A 23,683-nucleotide genomic window follows, 5' to 3' on the forward strand; every position below is an offset into this window, starting at 1 on the left:
ATACCTCTTTGGGCAAAGGTTTTTGACTGCAATGGGTTTAATGCAGGCCCGTGTGAACAGAATCGCGGCCCGGTTACGGTTGTGCGGCACTTGCGTGATGGGTCGGGTTTGCGATGGCCATGGTGGCGGTTGTTGACCGCTGTTGCGGGCTGCCGTATCAACAGGGGCATGAGCGAATATGTACATGCCGATGCGCGCGGGGCCTCCGTGGGCCTTGTGGAGCGGCGGGAATTTGTTTTGGAGCAGGGGCTGGAGGTCGCCTGCGGCCTGCGGCTCGCGCCGGTGAGCGTGGCCTATGAAACCTATGGAACCCTGAACCGGGACGGGACCAACGCCATTCTCGTCCTGCACGCCCTGACCGGCGACAGCCATGCGGCCGGGTACTACGCGGGCGAGGACGCCAAGCCCGGCTGGTGGGACATCATGATCGGCCCGGGCAAGCCGCTGGATACGGACCGCTATTTCGTGATCTGTTCCAACGTGCTGGGCGGGTGCATGGGCTCCACCGGACCGGCCAGCATCGACCCGCAGACCGGCAAGCCGTTCGGTTCGGATTTTCCGGTGCTGACCATCGGCGACATGGTGCGGGTGCAGCGGCGGCTGCTGGACCACCTTGGCGTGGACCGGCTCTTGTGCGCGGTGGGCGGTTCCGTGGGCGGCATGCAGGTGCTGGAATGGTCCGTGCGCTACCCGGATCGCGTTTTCTCGGCCATCCCGCTGGCCACCACCACCAAGCACTCGGCGCAGGCCATCGCCTTCAACGAGGTGGCCCGGCAGGCCATCATGGCCGACCCGCAATGGAACGGCGGCCACTATTACGAGGGCGCACGGCCCGGACACGGGCTGGCCGTGGCCCGCATGATCGGCCACATCACCTATCTTTCCGACGAATCCATGCGCCACAAGTTCGACCGCCGCCTGCAGGACCGCTGCGACCTGTCCTTCAATTTCGAGGCGGATTTTCAGGTGGAAAGCTATTTGCGCTATCAGGGCAACAAGTTCGTTGAGCGTTTTGACGCCAATTCTTTTCTGTATCTGACCAAGGCCGCGGACTACTTCAACCTTGAAAAGGAGTGGGGCAACGGTTCGCTGGTGGCCGCGTTCGCCCGCGCCCGCGCCCGGTATCTGGTGACCTCGTTCACCTCGGACTGGCTGTATCCCACCTACCAGTCCAAGGCCATGGTGCAGGCCATGAAAAAGAACGGGCTGGACGTAAGCTTTTGCGAAATTGAAGCCCCGTGGGGGCACGACGCCTTTCTGCTGCCCAATGAGCGGCTGGACACCCTCATGGGCGGTTTTCTGGAGCGCATGGAACGGGAGCTGGAAAAGGAAAGGGCCCGGAAAACAACAGCAGCGGGAGCCAACGGTCATGCGCTTTGATCTTCAGGTCATCGCCTCGTGGATAGAGCCGGGGTCCCGCGTGCTGGACCTCGGATGCAGCCAGGGCGTGCTGCTGGAAAAACTGACGCAGGAAAAACAGGTGCGCGGTACCGGCATCGAGCAGGATGAAGCCAAGGCCGGGCAGGCCATCGGCAAGGGCCTTTCCGTGATCCACGGCGACATTTACGAGGAAGTGCGCGACTATCCGGACCTCGCCTTCGACTATGTAGTGCTTTCCCAGACCCTGCAGCAGGTCATCGACCCCTCGACCCTGATCCGCGAGATGCTGCGCGTGGGCAGGCGCTGCATCGTGTCCTTTCCCAATTTCAGCTACTGGAAGCACCGGGTGCAGTTTCTGCTGCGCGGGTGCGCCCCGGTCTCGCGCGAGCTGCCCCACGAATGGCACAACACCCCCAATATCCGCGTCATCCCCATTGCGGATTTCAAGCGTTTTTGTCGTGACCTCGGCGTACCGGTGCTGCGCGAAGTGGCCATCGGCAACCATCACCACGAGGACAGGGGCAAGGTGGTCACCTTCATGCCCAATCTGCTGGCCTCGTATGGAATCTTTTTGCTTGGCAGGGAGTGATTATGGGAGATGAATCCGTCCGGTTGTTCGTGGGTGTGCCCGTTCCCGAAACGTGGCAGGGCCGCATGGCCCGGCTGCAGGAGCGCCTGCGCCCGAATCTGCGCTCGCGGGTCACATGGGTGCGCCCGGAGATCGCGCACCTGACCGTGCGCTTTCTGGGCAACGTGGAGTCCGCGCACGTGGACGCGGTGCGGGCCGCGCTCGAATCCGTGGCCTTTGAACCGTTCACCCTGTGCGCCGGGGACCCCGGTTTTTTCGTCAGTCGCAGGAATCTGCGCACGTTCTGGCTGGGCATGTCCTGCGGGCGGCGCGAATTCGGCGTGCTGGGGCGGGCCGTGAGCACTGCGTTGGAACCGCTGGGGTTTGCCCTGCCCGGCGGCAGGCTGACCCCGCACGTGACCGTGGGCCGCGTGCGCCGCGACGAGGGCGACGACTGGGAGGCCTTGCGGGCCATGGTGCACACGGACGATTGGGAGCCGTTCACCGTGGACGGTTTCGTGCTCTGGCAGAGCGATCTGGGGCAGGACGGGCCAACGTACACGCCGTTGGTGAACGTAGAGGCAGGAAAGGGCGGACAGGCGCATGGAAGACTTTGAACGCGCCGCCCTGCTGGAGGCCGTGCACCAGTGGTACGCGGAGCGCTTCGGCATCGCGCGATTTTCTTTTGGCCCGTCCCGGGTGCTTTTTTACGACAGGATTTTGCAGGACGAACTGGAAGGGGACGACCCGCTTTATGAGCTGGACCCGGCCCTGTGGACCGAGCCGAACCTGTGGCTGAATTTGTTCTGGAGTCTTGTGTGGGGCGCGGGGCTGACTGCCCTGACCATGGTTCTGCTCGGTTTCTGGAGCTGGTCCGTGCTGCTGTGGCTGGGCGCGAGCATTGGACTGCTGGCCGTGTTCCCCTGTGTGATGATGCAGGCCACGCGCACGGCCGTGGTCATTGAAGGAGATCAGCAGGGCAGCGGGCAGGACGATGTGAGCGTAACTGCGGAAACCGTGCGGCAGGTGGCGCTGGCGCATATGGGACGCGGATTCGGCCGCTGGCTCGTGCATTGCCTTGTGGACGCGGCCCTTGTGGTGCAGTGGGCCTCGTTTACTCGCGGCGTGGCCCGGCTGGTGGCCGAGGAATACGCTTCGGGCAAGGGGGGCGCGGTTTCGCGCGAGCATCTGCCCCTGCGGGAAAAGCGTGGCGCGGCTTTGGCGGAAAAGATCGTGGCCGCCATGGATGGCGACGGATTGAAACGGCTTGTGTGCCGCTATTGACGGCGAAGCGAGGGCAGCCCGGACCGCATGCGCGATCCGGGCCGGACTGCTTTCAGCTGGCTAGACGTAGTCGCCGCGGTTGAACTTGAAACGCTCGGTCGTGGCCATGGCGTCCAGTTCGTTGACGACCTGATTCAGGCCGGGATTGGACTCGGCCATGTTCGGATTCTCTTCCCTGATGCGGTTCACGCCGTCGGCAATGCTTTCCAGCGAACCGTATGCCTGCTTGAGGTCGGACGAACCGAGCTGGCCGGCATATTCATCCCACTTGTCCAACAGCCCGTCCATCTGGTTGACGGCGGATTCCGTTGTGCTTTCCACTGCGCCGACCTGGCTCACGGCCTGCGTCTGCAGCAGCGGGTTGGCAATGGGCGGCGCAATGGCGGTCCCGGACTGTGTCTGCCCGGATGCCTTTGTCACCTCTTCATCGAGCAGGTCTCCGAAAGCCTGCTGAGGCTGCTTGGTCCTTTTCGCCGATTGCTGTTCGTTCTGGCGAACGCCCTCGATCTGGTCAGGACGAATTTCCATAAGCAACTCCTCATCCTGTGGTTTGCTCGAAACTTTGCAAAGAGTTTGCCAAAATTCCGAAGACCAACAACCTGCCGATATTATGAACATTAGTTCCTTTTTCCATGCGGAAACATTTTCCGCATGCAGGGTTTGGTCCCTGTTTTTTCCATGCTGACGATAAAACATCAGAAAACCCTTGTCTACGATTGTCGGCTTTGGGTACACTGCAAGTGAGGGAATCCGTTTGCAGCGGGTTTTCGAGGATGAACGTAACGAAATGTACAAGGAGGTTACTCATGGCCGATATCAAGAAGATTCTTTGCGCGATCGATTTTTCCGAATACAGCCCCCATGTGGCGGACTACGCCAAGACCATGGCCGAATGCACCGGAGCAACCGTAATATGCGTGTATGTTGCACCGTCGCTGAGCCAGTACGTGGGCTTTCATGTTCCGCCCAGTTCCATCGAAAGTTTCGTGGGCGAGATCGTCTCCGGAGCAGACACGACCATGAACGCGTTTGTGGCCGAGAATTTCAAGGACCTGAACGCCTCGGGCGTGGTGGTCACGGGCTACCCGGCCGAAGAAGTGTTGGACATGGCTACCAATGAAAAGGCGGACCTTATCGTCATGGGAACCCATGGCAGGCGCGGCATCGACCGCATCCTCTTCGGTTCCGTGGCCGAAAAGGTGGTCAAGGGCGCGCATTGCCCGGTGCTGACCGTGCGTCCCAAGTAATCCCCGGCTTTACGCCCGAGGACAAAGACTATACAAGAACGGCTCCGGCCGTTCTTTTGATTGATACCAATCTCAATCCGGCAGGCTGTTGAAAAGGTTCGAGGGCAAGGCGCAAAAATGGATCGGAACCGATGCGTACTCCCTGTACGCGAGGGGTCGATACTATTGCGGCAACGAAGCGATCGGGCCTTTGCCGACAGCCTGAAGAACGGTTCCGGCCGTTCTTTTTTATGTCCATTGCACTTTTTAGCCGTTCGAGGAAATCATGCGTGAATTCACCATGCGCCCGGAGGTCATGGATTTCGAATCTTACACCCCCGGACTGACCATAGAGCAGATCAAGGAGCGATACGGGCTGGACCAGGTCATCAAGCTGGCCAGCAACGAGAATCCGCTGGGGGCTTCCCCCGTGGTGCAGAAGGTCATCGAGCGCCACGCCGCGTCCGTATTCCGTTATCCCCAGAACCACAGCCCGAGGCTCGTCGCCGAATTGAGCCGCCATCTGGGCGTGGACGAAAGTCACATCGTGGTGGGCAACGGTTCGGACGAGATCATCGACATGCTCATCCGCATGAAGTGCCGCCCGGGCATGGATAATATCTTGTGCTACTCGAACAGCTTCAGCATGTACAAGCTCACGGCGCGGCTGTGCGGCGTGGAATACCGCGAAGTGCCGCGCGGCGACGACCTGGCCCTGCCGCTGGACGCGCTGGCCGAGGCCGTGGACGAGAAGACCGCCATGGTTTTCGTGACCAGCCCGGACAACCCCACGGGGCTGGCCGCGTCCGTGGAGGATCTTTCCGTGCTTGCGGGCGTGCTGCCGGAGAACTGTCTGCTGGTGGTGGACGAGGCCTACATCGACTTCGTGTGGCCGCCCGAGTCCTACACGCCCATGCAGGCCTATGACAAATTCAGCAACCTCGTGGTGCTGCGTACCTTTTCCAAGGCCTACGGGCTGGCCGGCATGCGGCTGGGCTACGGGGTCATGCCCGCAAGTATCGCCGATTACCTCAAACGGGCGCGGCTTCCCTTTACCGTGAATCTGCTGGCCGAGGAGGCGGGCATCGCCGCCCTGAACGACGAGGAATTCTATCACGCCACGCTGGACGCGGTCATGCGCGGACGCGACTACCTGCGCGACGAGCTGGAAAAGCTCGGGTGCGAGGTGGTGCCGAGCCAGGCCAACTTCCTCATGTTCACGCCTCCGGCCCCGGCGCAGAAGCTGTTCAAGGAGCTTCTGAAAAAGGGCGTGATCGTGCGACCGCTGGCCAGTTTCGGGCTGGGGCGCTCCATCCGGGTCAACGTGGGCACGGAATCGGAAAACAAGGCCTTCATACAGGCCATGGCCGAGGTGTTGAACAATGAGTGATACCATGATCGTGACCATCGACGGTCCGGCCGGCGTGGGCAAGAGCACCATGGCCCGGCTGCTGGCCGCGGAATTGGGAATCGCCTATCTGGACACCGGGGCCATGTTCCGGGCCGTGGCCTGGCGGCTGGGGGACGGTGTGCAGCATTGGGAGCCGGGACGGCTTGAAGAGGAACTGGGCTGGATCGAATTTTCTCTGGAAGGTTCCGGCGCGGAAACGCGCCTGCGGCTGAACCGCAATCTGGTGGGCGACGAGATCCGCACCGAGGAAGTGGGCATGTGGGCCTCCAACGTGGCCACCATGCTGCCGGTGCGCGGGTTTTTGAAAAGCGCGCAGCAGAATCTCGGCCAGCGTTTTTCGCTGGTGGCCGAGGGCCGCGACATGGGTACGGTGGTTTTTCCGGACGCGCCGCACAAGTTTTTTCTGGACGCGGACGTGAAGGTGCGTGCCAAGCGCCGTTATGATCAACTCAATGGTATGGGCAAGCCCGCGGACCTCAAGGCGCTGGAGGCCTCCATCGCCAAGCGCGACGAACAGGACCGCAACCGGGCCGTGGCACCGCTGAAGCCTGCGGACGACGCCGTGCTGGTGGACAGCTCCGCCATGACCAAGGAGCAGGTCTTTGCGCGCATACTCGAAGTGGTGAAGGGATAGTCCATGCTCAAGAGCCTGATCGTCATCTGCCGCATGGTCAAGATCGAGCATTCGGTCTTTGCCTTGCCGTTCGCCTTTGCCGGAGCATTCCTGGCCGCGCGCGGCTGGCCCGGATTGTGGCCGCTGCTGGTGCTGACCGTGGCCATGGTCGCCGTGCGCTCCTTTGCCATGGGCTTCAACCGGCTCGTGGATCTGGACATCGACCGCGACAACCCGCGCACGCAGGACCGGCCGCTGGTGACCGGCGAGCTGTCCCGGGGATTCACCATGGTTTTTCTGGCGGCCATGGCCGCGATCTTCGTGGGCGCCTGCGCGCTCATGAACCCCCTGTGTCTGCTTCTTTCCCCGGTGGCGCTGGTCTGGTCCGCGTTCTATTCGGTCTGCAAGCGGTTCACCAAATGGTGCCATTTCGTGCTCGGCTCTGTGCTGGGCCTTGCGCCCGTGGCCGGATGGCTGAGCATCGAGCCGGTCCTGACCCTGCCCGCGGTCCTGCTCTTTTTCGGGGTCACTTTCTGGGTGGCCGGGTTCGACCTGCTCTATGCCTGTCAGGACCGCAGGTTCGACCGTGAACGCGGCCTGCATTCCATTCCGGCGCGGCTGGGCATGAAGGCGGCGCTCGGCATTTCCACGCTTTCGCATCTGGTGACCGGCATCTTTTTCATCCTTGCGGGCTGGGCCGCCAACCTCGGCCCGGTATACATGGTGGCCTCGCTGGTCATTGCCGCCATTTTGCTGGTGGAGCACCGGCTCATTTCCGAAGATGACATGAACCGTGTGAATCTGGCCTTTTTCACCCTCAACGGCGTCATCTCCGTGCTGCTGTTTTTTGCCGTGGCCCTTGATCTGGCCCTGTACGCCTGATATCTGATGAACATGGACGTTTTTGCCGACATGGACCGCGTTTCCGGCTGGCTGGCCACCATCCTGCACTGGGTTTCGGCCAACCTTCTGAGCGTGGACGCCGCCATTGAGGCGGGTTTTGCCCTGACCGCGCTGAGCGTGGCCCTGCTGGTCTGCCGCATTGCCCGGCCCGGCTTCGACCATCTGGCCGAGGAGGCCCGCAAGCGCAGCGAGTTGCTGCACGCGGTGGTGCGGCCCCTGTGCGCCCTCACCGGACCGCTGATATTCGCGCTTTTGTGCCGCACCGGCGAGTTGGGCATGGTCTCGCTGGACCGTTCCGTGGTGCTGCTGAACGTGTTCTACCGTCTGGCCACGGCGTGGGCCATCGTGCGGCTCTTGTCCGGACTCATGCCCAACCGTTTCTGGGCGCGCGTATTCTCCGCGGTCATCTGGACCGGCGCGGCCCTGCATATCGTGGGACTCTACGACGACCTGATCAATTCGCTGGACGCGGTCAGCATGAGTGTGGGCGATTCGCGTATTTCCCTGCTGCTGGTGATCAAGGGTATCCTGCTGGCCGTGGTGCTGCTGCAATCCGCGTCCATTGCCTCGCGGTTCTTCGAGCAACGCATGCGCGGGGCCGGGCTTTCACCGTCCCTGCAGGTGCTTTCGGTCAAGGCCGTGCGGTTTTCCCTGTTTGCGGCGGCCCTGCTCATGGCCGTCAGCTCCATGGGCATCGATCTGACCAGCCTTGCCGTGCTCAGCGGTGCCGTGGGCGTGGGCATCGGCTTTGGCCTGCAAAAGATTTTTTCCAACCTCGTGTCCGGCATCATCCTGTTGATGGACCGTTCCATCAAGCCGGGCGACACCATCGAAATCGGCGAGGTCTACGGCACCATCCGGTCCCTGCAGGCCCGCTATGCCTCGGTGCTGACCCGCGACGGCAAGGAATATCTCATCCCCAACGAGCACCTGATCACCAATCAGGTCATCAACTGGACCTACAGCGACAGCAACGTGCGCCTCAAGATTCCCGTGGGCATCGCCTATGAATCGGACGTGCGCCTTGCCATGCAGCTCATGGAAAAAGCCGCAGCCTCGGTTTCCCGCGTGCTCAAAAATCCGGCTCCGGCCGCCCGGCTGGTGGGGTTCGGCGATTCCAGCGTGGACCTGCAGGTTCGCATCTGGATACGCGATTCCGACAAGGGCGTGGTCAACGTGCAAAGCGAAGTGCTCCTGAACATCTGGGACGCCTTCCACGAAAACGGCATCGAGTTCCCGTTCCCGCAGCAGGATGTTTTCATCAAGCCAGGCTCTTCCTTCAAGCTCGACAGGTGACGGGGCCGGAGAAAGGGCCGATAGCTGCGTTGCCGCGAAATGCTCAATCCCTCGCGTATCGAGGAATACGCGTCGGTCCTGAGCGTTTCTTGCGTCTTTCTCTCCACCCTTTCTCCGGCCCCTTTGCGGCGGCAATGGGCCGATAGCTGCGTTGCCGCGAAAAGCTTAATCCCTCGCGTATCGAGGAATACGCGTCGGTCCTGAGCGTTTCTTGCGTCTTGCTCTCCACCCTTTCTCCGGCCCTTTTGCGGCGGCAATGGGCCGATAGCTGCGTTGCCGCATTGTCCCTCCGGGGGGCAGGGCGCTGCCCTGCACCCGCAAGGGACACGTCCCTTGACCCTTTTTTGTTCCGCATTCTGCGAATGCGGAACAGGTTGGGTGATTTGAGAAGAATTGTTTTTTATTCCCAACAACGAACCAGCGGCCCGGTTTGCGATGCAAACCGGGCCGCTCGCCAAAAAGTTTTGGGGGAGGGGTTTGGGGAGGGACCTTTTTCAAAAGGTCCCTCCCCGAATTGTTTTCTCTTTATTCCAATCCCATGCCCGGATGATGGGCCGCGTCTTCCATGGATTCGGTGTGGCAGACCGCGCAGGTTTGGCTGGCCCCGATGGTCTGGGGTTCGCCCGTGTACTGGATGGGCTGGATGTTGTCGAGCTGCGGATTGACCGGGTTCTCCAGCGCCGGATAGGTGGCGTGCGGGCTGCCGTGGCAGGCCGCGCACATGACCGCTTCCATGTCGCCGGAGCGTTCGCCGTACAGTGCTGCTGCGTCCGGGGTCCAGCGGTTGAAGGCCGTATCCGAATCGGGCGCGGCAAAGTCCGCATGGCAGGTCAGGCAGTCCGGTTCCTGTTCCCACGGCCGTCGCGGATTGATGTCTTCCAGTGCCGTGTCCCGGGGCGTGATGCGTGCCATGCGTTCGCCCACGTTCTTGCCCTCGGCCTGTTCGGCCTTGAGCAGGGCAATGGAGTGGTTTTCCATGTTGCCGTGGCAGTTGACGCAGGTGATGTCCATGTCCTTGTGCGGATCGCGCTGCATGTCGTCCGGATGGCAGTTTGCGCAGGCCTGCGAACCCGTGTTCGAGAGGTACGGGGCATGGAATCCGTGCATGGATGCGGACAGGTTCAGGGTTTCGGGGTTGCCGCGTCCCTGTTTGGCCGTGTGGCAGGACCGGCAGTCCACCACCGTACCGCTGGCGGCGCGGGCCTGCAGGTCCGTGCCCGAGCGCCGGTCGTGCACGGCCAGCACGTTGGCGGCCACACTGTCGGCAATGCCGGCGCCGTTGACCGCGTCCTTCCATTGCGCGCCGTGGCAGTTCATGCAGCCCATGCGCGTACTGGCGGGCAGCACGGCCTTTGTCTGCGCCACGGTTTCGTTGGATTCCGTGTCTATGGCCGTGATGGTGAACGTGGGATATTGGTCATAGCTCTTGTCCGTGCGGTAGGGCATGGCCGGGATGTTCTTTGCCTCGTATGTGCCGGGAGCAACGCGGGTCATGACCCCATTCAGCCCCTCGGCAGGATAGTCGCCGTCCACGGCAAAACGTACCTGCAGGTTTTCGCCTGCCGCCTCGGGCAGGGAATCGCGCAGGAAAAGCTGGGCGCGCAGGGTGCTGCCCGGCGGTTGCAGGGTCCATGCGCCCGTGTCCGAAACAAAGCGCAACCCCTGACGCGCCCAGGCCAGCAGCACGTAGCTGTCCTCGTCCGGGTCGAATCCCGGCATTTCCAGCTCGCGCGGCTGCGGTTCGGGCGGCGGTGCGGTTTTTGTGCCGTGCAGGGTGCGCGTCAGGTAGACGGCCAGAGCGCCCCGTTCCGAATCCGTGCCCGCAAAGGGCGGCATGTAGGGGTTCATGACCCCCATGCCCGAAAGGAAGGCGTCCATGCCTTGTGTCGTGTATGGGGCCGTGCGGGGCAGGATGTCGTTGAGCGGCCCGTTCAGGCTGTGGCAGGAGGCGCATTGCAGCTGGAAAAGCCATTGCCCGGTTGTGGACACGGTGTCGTCGTCCATTTCGTCAATTTCGGTGCGCAGTTCTTCGGGCACCCATTTGGCCCGTTGCAGCATGCCCTGTTCGTTGATGGCCGGGATGTCGGCCTTGAGCAGGGAATTGGAATAGGTGTGGTTGAAGATCAGGTAGGGCTTGCGCGCGGCCTCGCGCATGAATTCAAAGGAGCCGGTCAGCCCGAGGCCGAGCAGCAGCACCACCAGCGACAGGGCGAACGCAGGCTTGCGCGGCAGCTTCAGCACCAGCAGCAGGCCGCCCGCAAGAACCACGGGCGTGAGTGCCATGAACCAGTGCATGAAGTTGCCCACGCGGGCGGACTGGAACATGACCAGCATGGCCTGTTCCGGCGGCAGGGAATGATAATACCACCAGCCAGAGACCAACATGCCGCCCAGCCCGAGCATGGTCCAGAGCGAACAGTTGCGCATCTGGCGCGTGCGCGCCTCGCCCATGTTCATGAGCGATGCGGTCACGAAGCCGAACAGTCCGGCGGCCATGACGCAGATGAAGGTGCGGAATACCAGCTGCGGCCAGAACGTGGGGTTGAAGAATCCGTCCCAGAACCGCGCGGTTTCCAGCCACTGGCCGGGCGTGAGCATGAAGGCCAGAATGCCGTTGATCATGAACAGGGAAAGCCAGCCGAAGATGAAATAGAGCCAGCCCACGGTTACGTGCTGCCGGGCCGTGAGCCTGTCCCACCCGTAGAAGTAGACCAGCAGGGCCACGATTTCGCCGAGGAAGAAGGTCCACTCCGTGGCCCACGCGAACAGGAAGGTGTGGATCAGGGTGATGGTGGCCTGCGGCGAGGTCAGGGCGATGGTGAACCAGATGCCCACGCCGGTCACCGCGCCGAAGACCATGGTCAGCAGCAGGAAGAATTTGGAATGCGCCCGGGCATGGGCCAGCAGTTCCGGTGACCCGGAGCGCCGGGCCGAGATTTCCGTGAGGGTCAGGTACAGGCCGCCGCCCACCGCGAACTGGGCCACGTATACATGCAGGGTGGAAATGAGCGCCACCCAGAAACCGCCGCCGGTCAGAGCCAGTTGCCATACGGGATATTCCATGGTCTAGGCCCTCCCTTCGGCCTTGCGGAAGGTGGCGATCATCCAGACGCATATGGCCAGTACCACCACCAGCGAAATGAGGAACATGATCAGTGGGGAATAGTCCGGAACTATCGGGATGTCCTGCACCGTGAAATGGGGCGCCAGAAAGAACATGCGCACGAAATGGCGCGAAACGGCCATGACCAGCACGGTGAGCACGGTGATGATCGCGGCCGGGAGGACCATTTTTTTGGCCCCGGCCCAGATCACGGCTCCGGCCAGGGCGATTCCGGTCATCAGCGTGGCCGTGGCCAGCCCGTGGCCGCCCATGAACTGGAGCATGATGTTCTGCGGCAGGGATATGAGAAACCACAGCCCGAACCCGAGGTTGACCATTGTGGCCCGGGTCAGCCAGCGCATGCCGGTTTCCGAAAGCTGCTCCTTGTTCCGTTTGCGGCCCACAAGGGCGAGGAACAGGCCGCCAACGGCCAGTGCGCCGGTCATGAAGTGCAGAAAGCGCGGATACAGGGTCGGATCGGAAAGATTCAGTCCCATGCCGTTTTCGGACGAAAAATACTGGAGCCATGCCTCGGGCCGCAGCATGATGGTCATGTTGTTGGAGAACATGAACCCCGTGTACAGCAGCATGAGCAGGGCCGCCATGAGCGGGAGCGGTGTGGCTGTCGGCGGGGACGGGTATTTGAAGTCGTAGATGTACAGCCCGTAGTAGGCCATGAGCACCGTGGCGATGACCGCCAGCCACCAGCCGCCCATGATCACGGATCCGGGATAGTCGAAATGGCCGTAATTGACCTGCAGGAAGAGCAGGGGGGCCACCCCGAAGTTGATGGTCAGGGCCAACTGCGACGGCAAGAGCCGCGAAAGGTCGCGCGCAATCGGTTCTCCCTTGCCGCGTGCGTTCAGAAGCGCGATGACCCCGCCGCCGAACACCGTATTCATGAACAGGATGTGCACGGCGAAGGTCAGCACCAGCAGGATGTCGATCCAGGCCCAGTGGACCGGAATGACGGCCGGTGCGGGAATGAGTGATGCCGGATTCATGGTTGTCTCCTTGTGGGTGTACGGCGCAAGCATACAGGCATTTGTGGTTCGTTTTCAACTGTTCATGTTTTTGATTGCGAAAAAGCACCGCTTGCCTTCCGGCCGGTTTTGCGTACAAGGGGAGGCAGCACGCATTTTCAAGGAGGTCTGGCCGTGAGCCTTGTGCTGTTTTTCGATGTTGGCAATACCAATACCAAGATTTGTCTGGCCGATGAACGCGGGCTGGGGGAAAGCTATACCCTGCCGACGCGCCCGGCCAACACAGCGGACGACTGGGGCCTGAAGCTGGAGCATATTCTGGCCCGGGAAACCATGGAACCCGCCGATGTGGAGGCCTGCGTGATCTCCTCTGTGGTGCCGCCGCTGGACCCGCTGCTGGGCCGCATGGCACGCCGCTACCTTGAATGCGAGGCCGTGTTCGTGCCCGGCGATCTGGAACTGCCCATCGCCAACCACTACGCCCAGCCCGAGCAGGTGGGCGCGGATATTCTGGTCACGGCCTATGCGGCCCGCGAAATGTACGACCACGAAAATATCATCGTGGTGGATTTCGGCACGGCCACCACGCTGGCCAGCATTGTGGGAGACGCGTTCATGGGCGGGCTGATCTGTCCGGGCGTGCTTTCCTCGGCTTCCGCACTGGCGGGCGGCACGGCCAAGCTCCCGCCCGTGAACCTGAAGCTGCCCTACGAGGAATTCCGATGGGGCCGCTCCACCAGCGAATGCCTGAATCAGGGGCTGGTGTACGGGTTTGCGGAGATGGTGGACGGCCTGTGCCGCAGGCTTGCCGAACAGATGGATTCGCCCCCGCAGGTGGTGGCCACGGGCGGTCTTGCCCGCGACATTGCCGACCATTGCCCGGCCATTGCCGAAGTGCGGCCCGATCTGCTCATGGAGGGCTTGTGGTACGCATGGTTCCGGTAAGCTTGGCCGACGTCTGCATGGGCGTGGCCGTGCATCCAAAATGATGCACATGCTTGCCAAGGCGCATGAAAGTCGATACCACCGGCCTGTCCCTGAGGATCGGCCGGTTTTCTGTTGGAATTTTCTACTTGTATTCACGGTGGTTGCATGCGCCTGATTTTGATGTTGTTCGTTGCTTTTTTCGCTCTGTTTTGCGGTTCGGCGCAGGCCGCTGCGGTGGAGAACCATGCGCTTGGTTTTACCGTGGACCTGCCGGGCTGTTGGGCGCAGTCCGTTGAAGGCCAGCTGGTTTTCGAGGGGCAGGATTTTCAGGCCGCCTACTGGTGTTCCGGGGAGCTGGGCACGAAAATGCCCTACGTGCTGGTGCGCAGTGTGGAAACCGGCATGGTCAAGGCCTCGGACATGGTGGGCCTGAACAAGATCGCGGTGCAGTCCACCATGAACGGCATGCGGGCCGAAAGCCGTCCCGAGGTGGTGTTCCGCAGTTTTCGGCCGGAAAAGGCCCTGTTTGCCTATTCCATTGAATCGGGCAACCCCGGCAGCAGAATCCTGACCAACAAATACGTTTATTATACGCGGCGGGGCATGCTGGAATTCACCATGGTTTGCGGCGCCCATGATTCCGACGTCATGACTTCGGTCAACCTGGCCTTGCGCACAGTGCAACTCAAGCCGCAGATGCGCTATGAATCCCGCGCGGACGCGACCATGTCGCTGGCCTCGGTGATCGTGCCGGACGGCGGCGGCGTAGTGCTTTTGCCCGTGGGATTCGTGCTGGCCATGGGCGTTCTCGGGGTCGGCCTGTTCCGCAATCGCTGAGGTCTCCCAAGATTATAACCTGATTGCCGCCCTGCCGTTTGTGGTGCGGCGGCTTTTTTTATACACTGCCCCCGAACCTTTGAGATTGAATGCGATTTTCACCATGAATACAAGGAGTGGATCATGAGTATCATTTCCGGCGTTTGGGCCCGCGAGATTTTGGATTCGCGTGGCAATCCCACGGTTGAGGTCGAGGTTGTGCTTGAGTCCGGCGTTGTCGGACGCGCTGCCGTGCCTTCGGGCGCATCCACCGGCACCCGCGAGGCCCTTGAGCTGCGCGACAAGGAAGAACGCTACGGCGGCAAGGGCGTGCGCACGGCCGTGGAGTTCGTGCGCAACGAGATCGCCGAAGCCGTTGTGGGCATGGACGCCCTGCGCCAGGTCACGCTGGACAATGCCATGATCGATCTGGACGGCACCGAGAACAAGGAACGGCTGGGCGCCAACGCCATCCTCGGCGTGTCCATGGCCGCCTCCCGCGCTGCCGCCGCATTTTTGGGCATTCCCCTGTACCAGTATATCGGCGGCACCAACGCCAAACTGCTGCCCGTGCCGCTCATGAACATCATCAACGGCGGCGAGCACGCCCCCAACAATCTGGACATTCAGGAATTCATGATCATGCCGCTCGGCGCGGAGACCTTTGCCGAGGCCCTGCGCATGGGCGCGGAAACCTTCCACACCCTCAAGGGGCTGCTGGCCGCGGACGGCCATGTGACCTCGGTGGGCGACGAAGGCGGGTTCGCGCCGAACCTCAAGTCCCACGAAGAGGCGTTCCAGTACATTATCAAGGCCATTGAAACCGCCGGATACCGCCCGGGCGCGGACATTGCGCTGGCCATCGACGCGGCGGCCTCCGAGTTCTACAAGGACGGCAAATACGTGTTTGCGGGCGAAGGACGCGAGTTCGACGCCGCCGGACTGGTGGACTACTACGCGGACATGTGCGCCAAGTACCCGCTGGTGTCCATTGAAGACGGTCTGGCCGAAGGCGACTGGGACGGATGGGAAGTGATAACGGACAAGCTGGGCGAACGCATCCAGCTGGTGGGCGACGACGTGTTCGTGACCAATCCGGACATTCTGGCCGAAGGCATTGAAAAGGGTTGCGCCAATTCCATCCTGATCAAGCTCAACCAGATCGGCACCCTGACCGAAACGCTGGACACCATCGAGTTGGCCAAGAACGCGGCCTACACCAACGTGGTGTCCCACCGTTCCGGCGAGACCGAGGACAACTTCATTGCGGATCTGGCCGTGGCCGTGAACGCCGGGCAGATCAAGACCGGCTCCCTGTGCCGCTCCGACCGGCTGGCCAAGTACAACCAGCTGCTGCGCATCGAGGAAGACCTTGCCGAGGACGGCATTTATTATGGTCCCATTCTCGGTGAAAGCTGGTTCGGCGAAGAATAGCCCCGGCTCGTAATGAGAAAGAAAGAGGGCCGCTCCTTTGGGGCGGCCCTTCTTTTGTTCAGGCGCGTGCAATCTCATTGCTCATGACGTTGTTTTGTGATCAGACTGGACCAAACCTGAAAATCGGAGGATTGTCGCATGAAAAAAAGCATCGTCGCTGTTGTTGCCGCCGTTGTGCTGCTGATTGGGGTTGCCGCCGTTGCGGGCGACGCGCCCGACCTCAGGGGCACATGGAAGGTGGAAACCATTAAAATGTTTTCCAGGGCGCACGGTTACAAAGAAGTTGCTGCCCCCAGCAGCGTGTTTGTCATTGAGGAGCAGAAGGGGACCCTGTTTTGCGGCGAAAAGAAGTGGACCGCACGCGGCAAGGAACACTCCGAAGGCTTCAACGGAGCCGTCACCCACAGGAGCGAAATTCTGATTTCTGAATTCGACGACGGCTTTTGTTCCGGAGAACTGCTTTCCAATGATTCCATGATTCTGCATTACGTGGAATCGGGCGAGACCGCGCGAACCATGGTGTATGAACTTAAGCGAGTGAAATAGAAGCCTGAACCGGACGGCGAGGACCGTCTTTCAAGTCGTTTTCCAAGGCGGCGCGTCAATGTTCCCCGAGCCCGGGGCTTGACGTTGCCGCCTGTTTCGTGGGAATCGGCTCATGCTTTGATACACACTCTTAACAGGGGATTGCATTCATGATTCTTCTTGACGGAAAGGAAACCGCAAAGCAGGTGCGCACGGAATTGCGCACGGAAGTGGACGCTCTGGCCGGAAAATACGGACGCAAGCCCGGGTTGGCCGTGATTCTGGTTGGCGAAGACCCGGCATCGCAGGTTTACGTGCGCAACAAGGAGCGAGCCTGCGAGGACTGCGGCATCGAATCCATACCGCATCGACTGACCAGCGCCTCGCAGATGGAGCTGGAAGGACTCATCAACGAACTGAACCGCGACGTGCGCGTGGACGGCATCCTCATGCAGTTGCCCCTGCCCGAGGGACTGGACAGCCAGAAATGCCTCGACCTCATCGATCCGGACAAGGACGTGGACGGCTTTCATCCGGTGAACGTGGGCAAGATGAGCCTCGGCCTGCCCGGCTTCCGGCCCTGCACGCCCGCCGGGGTCATCAATCTGCTCAAACGGTACGATCTTGACCCGGCCTGCAAGAAAGCCGTTGTCATCGGCCGTTCCAACATCGTGGGCAAGCCGCTGGCCATGATGCTTTCCCAGTCCGGCCCCTGCGCCAACGCCACCGTGACCCTGTGCCATTCACGCACGGCCGACCTTGCCGCCGAGTGCCGCGAGGCCGATTTCATCTTTGCCGCCGTGGGGCTGCCCAAGTTCGTGACCGGCGACATGGTCAAGGAAGGCGCGGTCGTGGTGGACGTGGGCATCAACCGCACGGACGAGGGCCTCGTGGGTGACGTGGACTTTGACAGCGTCAAGGAAAAGGCCGCAGCCGTGACCCCGGTTCCCGGCGGTGTCGGCCCCATGACCATTGCCCAGCTCATGGTCAACACCGTGGAAGCGTTCAAACTGCACGTGGGCGCTTAGTCCGCAGGAACATTTCAGCGAATGAGGCCCCCGGAACCTTCTGGTTCCGGGGGCCTTTTCAATGTGGCCGGAAGGCCGTGTCATTCATAGTTGGAAAGAATTGCGCGAATGGTGCCGTCCTTGCGGCAGGCTTCGATGCGCTTGTTGATGCGTTCGATTTTTTCTTCCCAGCCGGGGATGTTGTTGAACACGAAGCGCAGGTCAACCTTGCTGACGGGCTGGGCTGCAACATGAAAATCGTGGTGCTCAAATTCTTCCGTGCTCCGGATCGTCCATTTGGCGTTGATGTCGTCAAGCATGGCAGCATCAATGCGCCTGTTCTTGACCATGCGCAAAAGTATATGGACGCTGTTGACGTCGTACCGGGTTGCCTTGCCTGTTGCGAACAGGGGCTCCAAGGCCGGGTATTTGTAGCCCTTGATGCACCCGATGGTCTTGCCCGCAGCTGTCTCGGGCCCGTCATATTCCACAGGGGCTTCCACCGGGGAATACAGGACGGTCCGGATCGGAAGCACGGGAACGGAAAGCAGGAAATCATTGTCGGGGCTGAGCCATTCCGCAGCCTCCAGCCGCGTGTGCATCACGCCTTCGGTGGCATACAGGGCTTTGCGCGGAGCCGGGTCCGGCTTGATTTCCATGGTGAAATCCTGCGGCAGGATTGCGGCCAGAATGTCCGGGGCGGCTCCGGCCGGAACACCGTCCTCGATCATCTCGAACGGTTCCCATCCGCGTGCGAACAGTGCGAAGACAATGGCCTCGCCAGCACACGCGGAAGCGGGCGGCACTGTCAGCAGGAACAGTACGACAATGAGGTTTTGTATCTTTACGGCGTATCGGTGCATTTATTACGCATGCTAATGATTCCCATTGAAAGGGCAATTATAACCGCTCATACGAAAGCCCCCGACCTTGGCTGGCCGGGGGCAATATTGTCTCAGAGATTGGCAGCCGCTTTTTCCACGGCATCCTTGAATTTTTCGCGTGCATCCCGTAGCCGTTCGGCCAGGTTCGCATCGTGCAGGGCAATGATCTGGGCGGCCAGCCATGCAGCGTTTTTCGCCCCCACCTTGTCCAGCGCCAGCGTGCCCACCGGAAAGCCCGGAGGCATTTGCACCGTGGCCAGCAGCGCGTCCATGCCGCCCAGCGGCGAAGCTGCCAGCGGCACGCCCAACACCGGGCGGATGCTTTTGGCAGCCACGGCTCCGGCCAGATGGGCGGCCAGTCCTGCCGCGCAGATGAACACCTGACACCCGTCGTTTTCATATTGTTCCACCAGCCGCGCCGTGCGTTCAGGGGTGCGGTGCGCGGAACTGACCGTGAAAACGTGGTCGATGCCCAGTTCCGCGAGCAGATCCGCACAGGGGCGCATCTTGTCCTCGTCCGAAATGGAACCCATGAAAATCACTACCTGCGGCATGGCCGCCTCCTTGTGCTGGCGTTTCAGGCCCGTTTCAGGCCCTTGTCACCGATATCCCGGCGATAATAGCTGTCGTCGAAATGTACCTTTTCCACGCCTCCATAGGCGCGGCTGATGGCGTCGGCGAGGTCGGTTCCCAGAGCCGTGACGCAGAGCACACGGCCGCCCGACGTGACCACGCCGTCCTGTGCGGCTTTGGTCCCGGCCTGAAAAACCTTGACCCCGTCCAGGGCGTCGGCTGCGTCGAGCCCGGTAATGGGCATGCCCTTGGGGTAGTGGCCCGGGTAGCCTTTGGCGGCCATGACCACGCCGCACGCGCTCTCGGGGCGCACCTTCACGTCGATCTGGTCCAGCGTGCCGTTGATGCAGGCCATCATGATGTCCACGAGGTCTGTGTCGAGGCGCATGAGCAGGGGCTGGCATTCCGGGTCGCCGAAGCGGACGTTGTATTCCAGGACGCTGGGACCGTTTTTCGTATACATCAGGCCGGCGTAGAGCACGCCCTTGAAGGACTCGCCCTTGGCGGCCATGTGTTCGAGTATGGGTTTGATGACCAGTTCGGCGGTCTTTTCGTAATCCTCTTCGGGCAGGATCGGGGCCGGGCTGTACGCGCCCATGCCGCCCGTGTTGGGACCGGTGTCGCCTTCGCCCACGGCCTTGTGATCCTGGCTGGAGGGCAGCAGCGCATAGTTTTTGCCGTCGCAAAAGGCCAGGAACGAGGCTTCCTCTCCGGCAAGCGCCTCTTCCACCACAACGCGTTCACCGGCAGCGCCGAAGCGTTGTTTGACCATCATTTCCTCAAGGGTCGCAATGGCCTCTTCAACGGTGGCGGCCACCACCACGCCCTTGCCTGCGGCAAGGCCATCCGCCTTGATCACGATGGGCGCGCCCTTTTCCTGCACATAGGCCCGGGCTTCATCGAATTCGTCGAATACGCGGAAATCCGCGGTGGGGACTCCGGCCTCGTGCATGACCGTCTTGGAGAACGCCTTGGAGCCTTCGAGGTTGGCCGGGTAGGCGCTCGGGCCGAAGCAGGGGATGCCTTCCTTTACCAGCGCATTGGAAAGACCGAGCACCAGCGGCAGTTCCGGGCCGGCCACCACCAGATCCACAGCCTGTTCCTTGGCCAGTGCGATCAGCGCCGGAATGTCGTCGTCCTTGACGGGAATGTTGGTGCCGACCTGCGCCGTGCCGCCGTTGCCGGGCGCGCACAGGATGGTCGAGACCTTCGGGCTTTGGGCCAGTTTCCAGCACAGTGCGTGCTCGCGGCCGCCCGAGCCGACAACCAGAATCTTCATCGTGAGTCCCCCTTGTTTTCGTTGTATGCTCTGTATGGGAAAACACGGGGATTTTCAAGAGTGGGGCCAGGAACTTCGGTCCCGAAGGGAATGGGGGAATGGGGAGCGGACCGCCGTTGTGGTGAGGGCGAATCATTACTGGCGGCGGCCCGCGATGCACGAGTGCTTTTACCCCGGCGCTTAGGCGCGTTTGTCCCATTGGCAGGAGTATGTGTTGTATACGGCAAAGTCTTCACCGCCAAAACCTGAATACGCACTAAAATATTGCTAGGATGTTTAGTGAAAATGCTTCACCCAAATGTATGCTTTAATAGTTTGCGTACATGCTGTATACGGTGTGCATACCTTTGCTGCATTGGGGATTCCTTTTTTATGGATACACGTTCGATTCCTGACGAAATGTCGTTTGACAGGTGCGACCTTTCCATTGCCGAGTTTTGCTTTTCGGTGATGGATGCGGTGCAGGCCCTTGTGGCCTATGTGGACCGCGCCTGTACCTACCGCTATGTGAACAAGGCGTATTCGCGCCTGTTCAACAAGCCGTTGCACGGCTGCCTTGGCGCGCACGTCTCCGAAGTGGTGGGGGATGCGGTTTTCGACGGCGAAGTGGGAGCCGAACTGCTGCGTTGCATCAGGAACGGGGAGCAGTGCTCCTTTGAGGGGTGGGCGTCCTTTCCCCGGGTGGGCGAGTATTATATGGATATCCGCTACTTTCCCCACATTGTGGAAGGCAAGGTCCTTGGCGCGGCCATCATTGCCCATGACATGACCGACAAAAAGGCCATGATCCGGGAGATGGTGATCCAGAATCGGGAACTGCAGCGCAATCTCGGCAAGCTCGAGGAAACCAACGCCCAGCTGCGTCAGCTTCTGGAGAACGTGACCGCCGACAGGGAGCGCACGGAGAGCAACGCGTTCTACCGTGTTTCCGAAAGCATCGCCCCGTACCTGCAGGCGCTCAAATGCCAGGAACCATCGGAGCAGACAGCCAAGCTGGCGGACAACATCGAAACCGCCATCCTCAATTACAAGCCCCGTCTCGACCGCAAGCTCTACCGGCTCAATCCTGCGCTTTCCGCGCGGGAACGGCGTGTGGCCCATCTCATTGTTGAGGGCAAAACCTCGCAGGAGATCGCCGATATCGTGGAGAAGTCCGTGAAAACCGTGGAGTATTACCGCTCGTCACTGCGCAAGAAATTGGGATTGTGCGGCCGCAGGGTCAGCCTGCGGACCTTTTTGGTCAGCTAGGCGTTTCGTCCTTTTTCGCCCAGACGCGCAGGGCCGTACGGACGACCGCCTGCATCACGGGGTCGGATTCGCGGCGGCGCAGGTGCGCAAAGCACAGGTTCAGGCTGATGCCCTCCAATTCCCTGTAGCGCACCTCGTGCCCTTCATGGCCGGAACGGTTGGCGGCCGCTATTTCGTCCTCGCGCAAAAGCGCCATGCCTTTGCCCGAGGCCACCAGCACCTTGGTGACCTCGTCACCGTCCACTTCCGTGGTTTTGGCTATCTTGAGGCCGTTGGCGTCGAACAGGCGGTCCAGCAATGATTGGCACGGACAGTCCTTGGCCGTGTGGATCCACGGCACATGGGCCAGCCGTTCCATGGGCGCGCTGCCCACTTCCTCCTCCCAGCTTGCCGGGTATGCCCCGTAGAATTGCGTTTCCAGCAGGGGAATGGCCACGATGTCCCGGGTTCGCGGTTCGCCGAAAATGAACCCTCCGTCCAGCGTGCCGCTTTTGAGCTCTTCCTGTATGGCGCCGCTGGAACTCTGCACGAATTGCAGGTTCAGGCCCGGATGGACATCGGCCAGCGTTGTGATGAGCGGCACGACGCGCAGGAATTCCGCGTCCGTGTTCAGGCCCAGGCGCACATCCCCCACCAGCTGTTTGCTCAACACCTGTGCCTCGCGTCTGAGGTCTTCGGCACCCTTGAGGATGTTTGCGGCGCGATCGCGCAGCCTGCGGCCGGTTTCGGTCAGGCGCATGCCCCGTGGGGTGCGCAGGAACAGGGGCACGCCCAGTTCCCTTTCCAGCGCCTTGATGTGCGAACTGACCGTGGGCTGGCTGGCGAAAAGCCGTTCCGCGGCCCGGGTCAGGTGGCCCTCTTCGGCCACGATCACGAAAGTGCGCAATTGGTAGAGTTCCATGCGGGCTTACTATGCGGAAAATGCTTTTCTGGCAACAGAAACAGGGAGCGGGTCCTGTTGCGCCCGTGCCGGATGACGTGGTTTCTTGTCGGGTTTTTGTGTTGTTTTTCGGAAAAAATGCCTTGTTTTTCTGCGTGTCGACATAAAAATGAGGGCGATATTTGAAAATCCGAATGAGTGTATCAAACAAAACGATTGGATTCCGCTGCGAAAAGCTCCGTACTAAAGGTATGCACGATTTCTGAAACGACGTGACGTTTTCGGAGGTATCACATGAGCAGCATGGATTTTGACACCCGATTGGCGATGTTTGCCATGGACGAACGGAATCCGGCCCCGCGCAAGGCCGTCAGGAACGCACGCGTTCGCACGACCCGCGCCTTCATTTCCGCTGCCGGACTGTTGCTGGCGTTTGCCATATCCGTGTCCGTTTTTTAGAATCGTATAAATACGCGCCGAACTGACCTTCGGAGGGGAAGTCCCACACCGCTGCATGTGCACTCCTTGGTGTTGTGGGGTTTCCCCTCCTCCATTTCCCCCCCCCCCCCGTTCGGGCGGGAAGGCGCACATGGCTGCGTTATTGCAAAAATAGCGGAATCTCGCGTACAGGGTGTACGCGTCGATCCCGCCATTTTTTTATGCCTTGCCCTGCACACCTTCCCGCCCGAACGGGTAAGTTTGAGAATTGGCGAGTTTTTGGAAGTGAATGTGTTTTTTTGCCCGACCATGCAGCTTGATTGGGGTTGGTGATGCGTCGGGCGGGGCCACGAATTATTGGCGAGGAATTGCGCCTTGCCCGGATACGATGCACATGGCTGCGTTATTGCAAAAATAGCGGAATCTCGCGTACAGGGTGTACGCGTCGATCCCGCCATTTTTTTATGCCTTGCCCTGCACACCTTCCCGCCCGAACGGGTAAGTTTGAGAATTGGCGAGTTTTTGGAAGTGAATGTGTTTTTTTGCCCGACCATGCAGCTTGATTGGGGTTGGTGATGCGTCGGGCGCGGGCCACGAATTATTGGCGAGGAATTGCGCCTTGCCCGGATACGATGCACATGGCTGCGTTATTGCAAAAATAGCGGAATCTCGCGTACAGGGTGTACGCGTCGATCCCGCCATTTTTTTATGCCTTGCCCTGCACACCTTCCCGCCCGAACGGGTAAGCTTGAGAATTGGCGAGTTTTTGGAAGTGAATGTGTTTTTTTGCCCGACCATGCAGCTTGATTGGGGTTGGTGATGCGTCGAGCGCGGGCCACGAATTATTGGCGAGGAATTGCGCCTTGCCCGGATACGATGCACATGGCTGCGTTATTGCAAAAATA

At 61.0% G+C, this 23,683-nt stretch carries 25 protein-coding genes; 17 read left to right on the plus strand and 8 right to left on the minus strand.

Features of this window, described 5'->3' with window-relative positions; all coding sequences use genetic code 11:
• Positions 1 to 168 precede the first annotated feature (168 nt).
• From metX to F8A88_RS09885, 4 genes are read left to right on the plus strand one after another with little or no spacing between them, the layout of a single operon-like run.
• Complete coding sequence (gene metX / locus F8A88_RS09870; RefSeq protein WP_151150972.1) at positions 169 to 1,380, plus strand: homoserine O-acetyltransferase MetX; 1,212 nt, start codon at positions 169 to 171, stop codon at positions 1,378 to 1,380.
• A complete protein-coding gene (metW, locus tag F8A88_RS09875) occupies positions 1,370 to 1,969 on the plus strand; it encodes a methionine biosynthesis protein MetW (RefSeq protein ID WP_151150973.1) in 600 nt (199 codons plus the stop codon). The genes metX and metW overlap by 11 nt, the downstream gene beginning before the upstream one ends.
• Before the next feature lie 2 nt (positions 1,970 to 1,971).
• On the plus strand, positions 1,972 to 2,565 hold the full coding sequence (gene thpR / locus F8A88_RS09880) for an RNA 2',3'-cyclic phosphodiesterase (RefSeq protein ID WP_151150974.1): 594 nt from the start codon (positions 1,972 to 1,974) through the stop codon (positions 2,563 to 2,565).
• Positions 2,552 to 3,232, plus strand: a complete 681-nt coding sequence (locus tag F8A88_RS09885) for a hypothetical protein (RefSeq protein ID WP_151150975.1) — start codon at positions 2,552 to 2,554, stop codon at positions 3,230 to 3,232. The genes thpR and F8A88_RS09885 overlap by 14 nt, the downstream gene beginning before the upstream one ends.
• Before the next feature lie 60 nt (positions 3,233 to 3,292).
• Here the strand turns inward: F8A88_RS09885 and F8A88_RS09890 are convergent, their stop codons facing one another.
• Positions 3,293 to 3,760, minus strand: a complete 468-nt coding sequence (locus tag F8A88_RS09890; RefSeq protein ID WP_151150976.1) for a hypothetical protein — start codon at positions 3,758 to 3,760, stop codon at positions 3,293 to 3,295.
• Positions 3,761 to 4,038: 278 nt separating this feature from the next.
• Between F8A88_RS09890 and F8A88_RS09895 the strand changes: the two genes are divergently transcribed.
• From F8A88_RS09895 to F8A88_RS09915, 5 genes are all read left to right on the plus strand, one after another.
• Complete coding sequence (locus F8A88_RS09895; protein WP_151150977.1) at positions 4,039 to 4,479, plus strand: universal stress protein; 441 nt, start codon at positions 4,039 to 4,041, stop codon at positions 4,477 to 4,479.
• Between the two features lie 265 nt (positions 4,480 to 4,744).
• Positions 4,745 to 5,848, plus strand: coding sequence for a histidinol-phosphate transaminase (hisC, locus tag F8A88_RS09900; protein WP_151150978.1), 1,104 nt, complete (start codon positions 4,745 to 4,747; stop codon positions 5,846 to 5,848).
• Positions 5,841 to 6,503 (plus strand): (d)CMP kinase, encoded by a 663-nt coding sequence (gene cmk, locus F8A88_RS09905; protein WP_151150979.1) that lies wholly within the window; start codon positions 5,841 to 5,843, stop codon positions 6,501 to 6,503. Before hisC ends, cmk begins: the two co-directional genes overlap by 8 nt.
• Positions 6,504 to 6,506: 3 nt before the next feature.
• Positions 6,507 to 7,364, plus strand: coding sequence for a UbiA-like polyprenyltransferase (locus tag F8A88_RS09910; protein ID WP_151150980.1), 858 nt, complete (start codon positions 6,507 to 6,509; stop codon positions 7,362 to 7,364).
• Between the two features lie 6 nt (positions 7,365 to 7,370).
• Positions 7,371 to 8,681, plus strand: coding sequence for a mechanosensitive ion channel family protein (locus F8A88_RS09915; RefSeq protein ID WP_241667412.1), 1,311 nt, complete (start codon positions 7,371 to 7,373; stop codon positions 8,679 to 8,681).
• Between the two features lie 525 nt (positions 8,682 to 9,206).
• Here the strand turns inward: F8A88_RS09915 and F8A88_RS09920 are convergent.
• Both F8A88_RS09920 and F8A88_RS09925 read right to left on the minus strand, forming a co-directional pair.
• Positions 9,207 to 11,744: a multiheme c-type cytochrome gene (locus tag F8A88_RS09920; protein WP_151150981.1), complete on the minus strand. Its 2,538-nt coding sequence runs from the start codon at positions 11,742 to 11,744 to the stop codon at positions 9,207 to 9,209.
• Positions 11,745 to 11,747: 3 nt separating this feature from the next.
• The gene (locus tag F8A88_RS09925; protein ID WP_151150982.1) at positions 11,748 to 12,788 is read right to left on the minus strand and encodes a hypothetical protein; all 1,041 of its coding nucleotides are present in this window, start codon (positions 12,786 to 12,788) and stop codon (positions 11,748 to 11,750) included.
• Positions 12,789 to 12,941: 153 nt separating this feature from the next.
• Between F8A88_RS09925 and F8A88_RS09930 the strand changes: the two genes are divergently transcribed.
• The 5 genes from F8A88_RS09930 to folD all read left to right on the plus strand — a co-directional run bounded on the left by F8A88_RS09930 (position 12,942) and on the right by folD (position 17,497).
• On the plus strand, positions 12,942 to 13,712 hold the full coding sequence (locus F8A88_RS09930; protein ID WP_151150983.1) for a type III pantothenate kinase: 771 nt from the start codon (positions 12,942 to 12,944) through the stop codon (positions 13,710 to 13,712).
• Positions 13,713 to 13,859: 147 nt separating this feature from the next.
• Positions 13,860 to 14,531, plus strand: a complete 672-nt coding sequence (locus F8A88_RS09935) for a hypothetical protein (protein ID WP_151150984.1) — start codon at positions 13,860 to 13,862, stop codon at positions 14,529 to 14,531.
• Between the two features lie 123 nt (positions 14,532 to 14,654).
• Positions 14,655 to 15,944: a phosphopyruvate hydratase gene (gene eno / locus F8A88_RS09940; RefSeq protein ID WP_151150985.1), complete on the plus strand. Its 1,290-nt coding sequence runs from the start codon at positions 14,655 to 14,657 to the stop codon at positions 15,942 to 15,944.
• A gap of 138 nt (positions 15,945 to 16,082) precedes the next feature.
• Entirely contained in the window at positions 16,083 to 16,490 is a 408-nt protein-coding gene (locus F8A88_RS09945; protein ID WP_151150986.1) for a hypothetical protein, read from the plus strand.
• Positions 16,491 to 16,639: 149 nt separating this feature from the next.
• Positions 16,640 to 17,497 carry a bifunctional methylenetetrahydrofolate dehydrogenase/methenyltetrahydrofolate cyclohydrolase FolD gene (gene folD, locus F8A88_RS09950; protein WP_151150987.1) on the plus strand — a complete coding sequence of 286 codons (858 nt, stop codon included), beginning with the start codon at positions 16,640 to 16,642 and terminating at the stop codon, positions 17,495 to 17,497.
• Between the two features lie 80 nt (positions 17,498 to 17,577).
• Here folD and F8A88_RS09955 read toward each other — a convergent pair whose 3' ends face one another.
• From F8A88_RS09955 to purD, 3 genes are all read right to left on the minus strand, one after another.
• The gene (locus tag F8A88_RS09955) at positions 17,578 to 18,339 is read right to left on the minus strand and encodes a substrate-binding periplasmic protein (RefSeq protein ID WP_151150988.1); all 762 of its coding nucleotides are present in this window, start codon (positions 18,337 to 18,339) and stop codon (positions 17,578 to 17,580) included.
• A gap of 92 nt (positions 18,340 to 18,431) precedes the next feature.
• Positions 18,432 to 18,914 carry a 5-(carboxyamino)imidazole ribonucleotide mutase gene (gene purE / locus F8A88_RS09960; RefSeq protein ID WP_151150989.1) on the minus strand — a complete coding sequence of 161 codons (483 nt, stop codon included), beginning with the start codon at positions 18,912 to 18,914 and terminating at the stop codon, positions 18,432 to 18,434.
• Between the two features lie 23 nt (positions 18,915 to 18,937).
• Entirely contained in the window at positions 18,938 to 20,212 is a 1,275-nt protein-coding gene (gene purD, locus F8A88_RS09965; RefSeq protein WP_151150990.1) for a phosphoribosylamine--glycine ligase, read from the minus strand.
• A 372-nt stretch (positions 20,213 to 20,584) separates the two neighbouring features.
• On the opposite strand from purD, the gene F8A88_RS09970 reads away from it, so the two are divergent.
• Positions 20,585 to 21,460, plus strand: a complete 876-nt coding sequence (locus tag F8A88_RS09970) for a helix-turn-helix transcriptional regulator (protein ID WP_161598377.1) — start codon at positions 20,585 to 20,587, stop codon at positions 21,458 to 21,460.
• On the opposite strand, the gene F8A88_RS09975 is transcribed toward F8A88_RS09970, so the two are convergent.
• Positions 21,453 to 22,361, minus strand: a complete 909-nt coding sequence (locus tag F8A88_RS09975; protein WP_151150992.1) for a LysR family transcriptional regulator — start codon at positions 22,359 to 22,361, stop codon at positions 21,453 to 21,455. The two genes, F8A88_RS09970 and F8A88_RS09975, sit on opposite strands and share 8 nt — an antisense overlap.
• Before the next feature lie 273 nt (positions 22,362 to 22,634).
• Between F8A88_RS09975 and F8A88_RS15765 the strand changes: the two genes are divergently transcribed.
• Together F8A88_RS15765 and F8A88_RS09980 are read left to right on the plus strand one after the other, a co-directional pair.
• Positions 22,635 to 22,799 carry a hypothetical protein gene (locus tag F8A88_RS15765; protein ID WP_161598378.1) on the plus strand — a complete coding sequence of 55 codons (165 nt, stop codon included), beginning with the start codon at positions 22,635 to 22,637 and terminating at the stop codon, positions 22,797 to 22,799.
• 354 nt (positions 22,800 to 23,153) lie between these two features.
• Entirely contained in the window at positions 23,154 to 23,354 is a 201-nt protein-coding gene (locus F8A88_RS09980) for a hypothetical protein (protein ID WP_151150993.1), read from the plus strand.
• Positions 23,355 to 23,484: 130 nt separating this feature from the next.
• On the opposite strand, the gene F8A88_RS15905 is transcribed toward F8A88_RS09980, so the two are convergent.
• Positions 23,485 to 23,683 (minus strand): hypothetical protein (locus F8A88_RS15905; RefSeq protein WP_206666401.1); only part of this gene is annotated, 199 nt, incomplete at its 5' end.

It is taken from the genome of Pseudodesulfovibrio senegalensis, from assembly GCF_008830225.1.
Classification (GTDB): Bacteria; Desulfobacterota; Desulfovibrionia; order Desulfovibrionales; family Desulfovibrionaceae; genus Pseudodesulfovibrio; species Pseudodesulfovibrio senegalensis.

Excerpts from the sequence above, each read along its gene's own strand:
- metX (WP_151150972.1), top strand. The coding sequence starts at position 169 with ATGAGCGAATATGTACATGCCGATGCGCGCGGGGCCTCCGTGGGCCTT.
- metW (WP_151150973.1), top strand. The coding sequence starts at position 1,370 with ATGCGCTTTGATCTTCAGGTCATCGCCTCGTGGATAGAGCCGGGGTCC.
- thpR (WP_151150974.1), top strand. The coding sequence starts at position 1,972 with ATGGGAGATGAATCCGTCCGGTTGTTCGTGGGTGTGCCCGTTCCCGAA.
- F8A88_RS09885 (WP_151150975.1), top strand. The coding sequence starts at position 2,552 with ATGGAAGACTTTGAACGCGCCGCCCTGCTGGAGGCCGTGCACCAGTGG.
- F8A88_RS09890 (WP_151150976.1), bottom strand. The coding sequence starts at position 3,760 with ATGGAAATTCGTCCTGACCAGATCGAGGGCGTTCGCCAGAACGAACAG.
- F8A88_RS09895 (WP_151150977.1), top strand. The coding sequence starts at position 4,039 with ATGGCCGATATCAAGAAGATTCTTTGCGCGATCGATTTTTCCGAATAC.
- hisC (WP_151150978.1), top strand. The coding sequence starts at position 4,745 with ATGCGTGAATTCACCATGCGCCCGGAGGTCATGGATTTCGAATCTTAC.
- cmk (WP_151150979.1), top strand. The coding sequence starts at position 5,841 with ATGAGTGATACCATGATCGTGACCATCGACGGTCCGGCCGGCGTGGGC.
- F8A88_RS09910 (WP_151150980.1), top strand. The coding sequence starts at position 6,507 with ATGCTCAAGAGCCTGATCGTCATCTGCCGCATGGTCAAGATCGAGCAT.
- F8A88_RS09915 (WP_241667412.1), top strand. The coding sequence starts at position 7,371 with ATGAACATGGACGTTTTTGCCGACATGGACCGCGTTTCCGGCTGGCTG.
- F8A88_RS09920 (WP_151150981.1), bottom strand. The coding sequence starts at position 11,744 with ATGGAATATCCCGTATGGCAACTGGCTCTGACCGGCGGCGGTTTCTGG.
- F8A88_RS09925 (WP_151150982.1), bottom strand. The coding sequence starts at position 12,788 with ATGAATCCGGCATCACTCATTCCCGCACCGGCCGTCATTCCGGTCCAC.
- F8A88_RS09935 (WP_151150984.1), top strand. The coding sequence starts at position 13,860 with ATGCGCCTGATTTTGATGTTGTTCGTTGCTTTTTTCGCTCTGTTTTGC.
- eno (WP_151150985.1), top strand. The coding sequence starts at position 14,655 with ATGAGTATCATTTCCGGCGTTTGGGCCCGCGAGATTTTGGATTCGCGT.
- F8A88_RS09945 (WP_151150986.1), top strand. The coding sequence starts at position 16,083 with ATGAAAAAAAGCATCGTCGCTGTTGTTGCCGCCGTTGTGCTGCTGATT.
- folD (WP_151150987.1), top strand. The coding sequence starts at position 16,640 with ATGATTCTTCTTGACGGAAAGGAAACCGCAAAGCAGGTGCGCACGGAA.
- F8A88_RS09955 (WP_151150988.1), bottom strand. The coding sequence starts at position 18,339 with ATGCACCGATACGCCGTAAAGATACAAAACCTCATTGTCGTACTGTTC.
- purE (WP_151150989.1), bottom strand. The coding sequence starts at position 18,914 with ATGCCGCAGGTAGTGATTTTCATGGGTTCCATTTCGGACGAGGACAAG.
- purD (WP_151150990.1), bottom strand. The coding sequence starts at position 20,212 with ATGAAGATTCTGGTTGTCGGCTCGGGCGGCCGCGAGCACGCACTGTGC.
- F8A88_RS09970 (WP_161598377.1), top strand. The coding sequence starts at position 20,585 with ATGGATACACGTTCGATTCCTGACGAAATGTCGTTTGACAGGTGCGAC.
- F8A88_RS09975 (WP_151150992.1), bottom strand. The coding sequence starts at position 22,361 with ATGGAACTCTACCAATTGCGCACTTTCGTGATCGTGGCCGAAGAGGGC.
- F8A88_RS15765 (WP_161598378.1), top strand. The coding sequence starts at position 22,635 with ATGAGCAGCATGGATTTTGACACCCGATTGGCGATGTTTGCCATGGAC.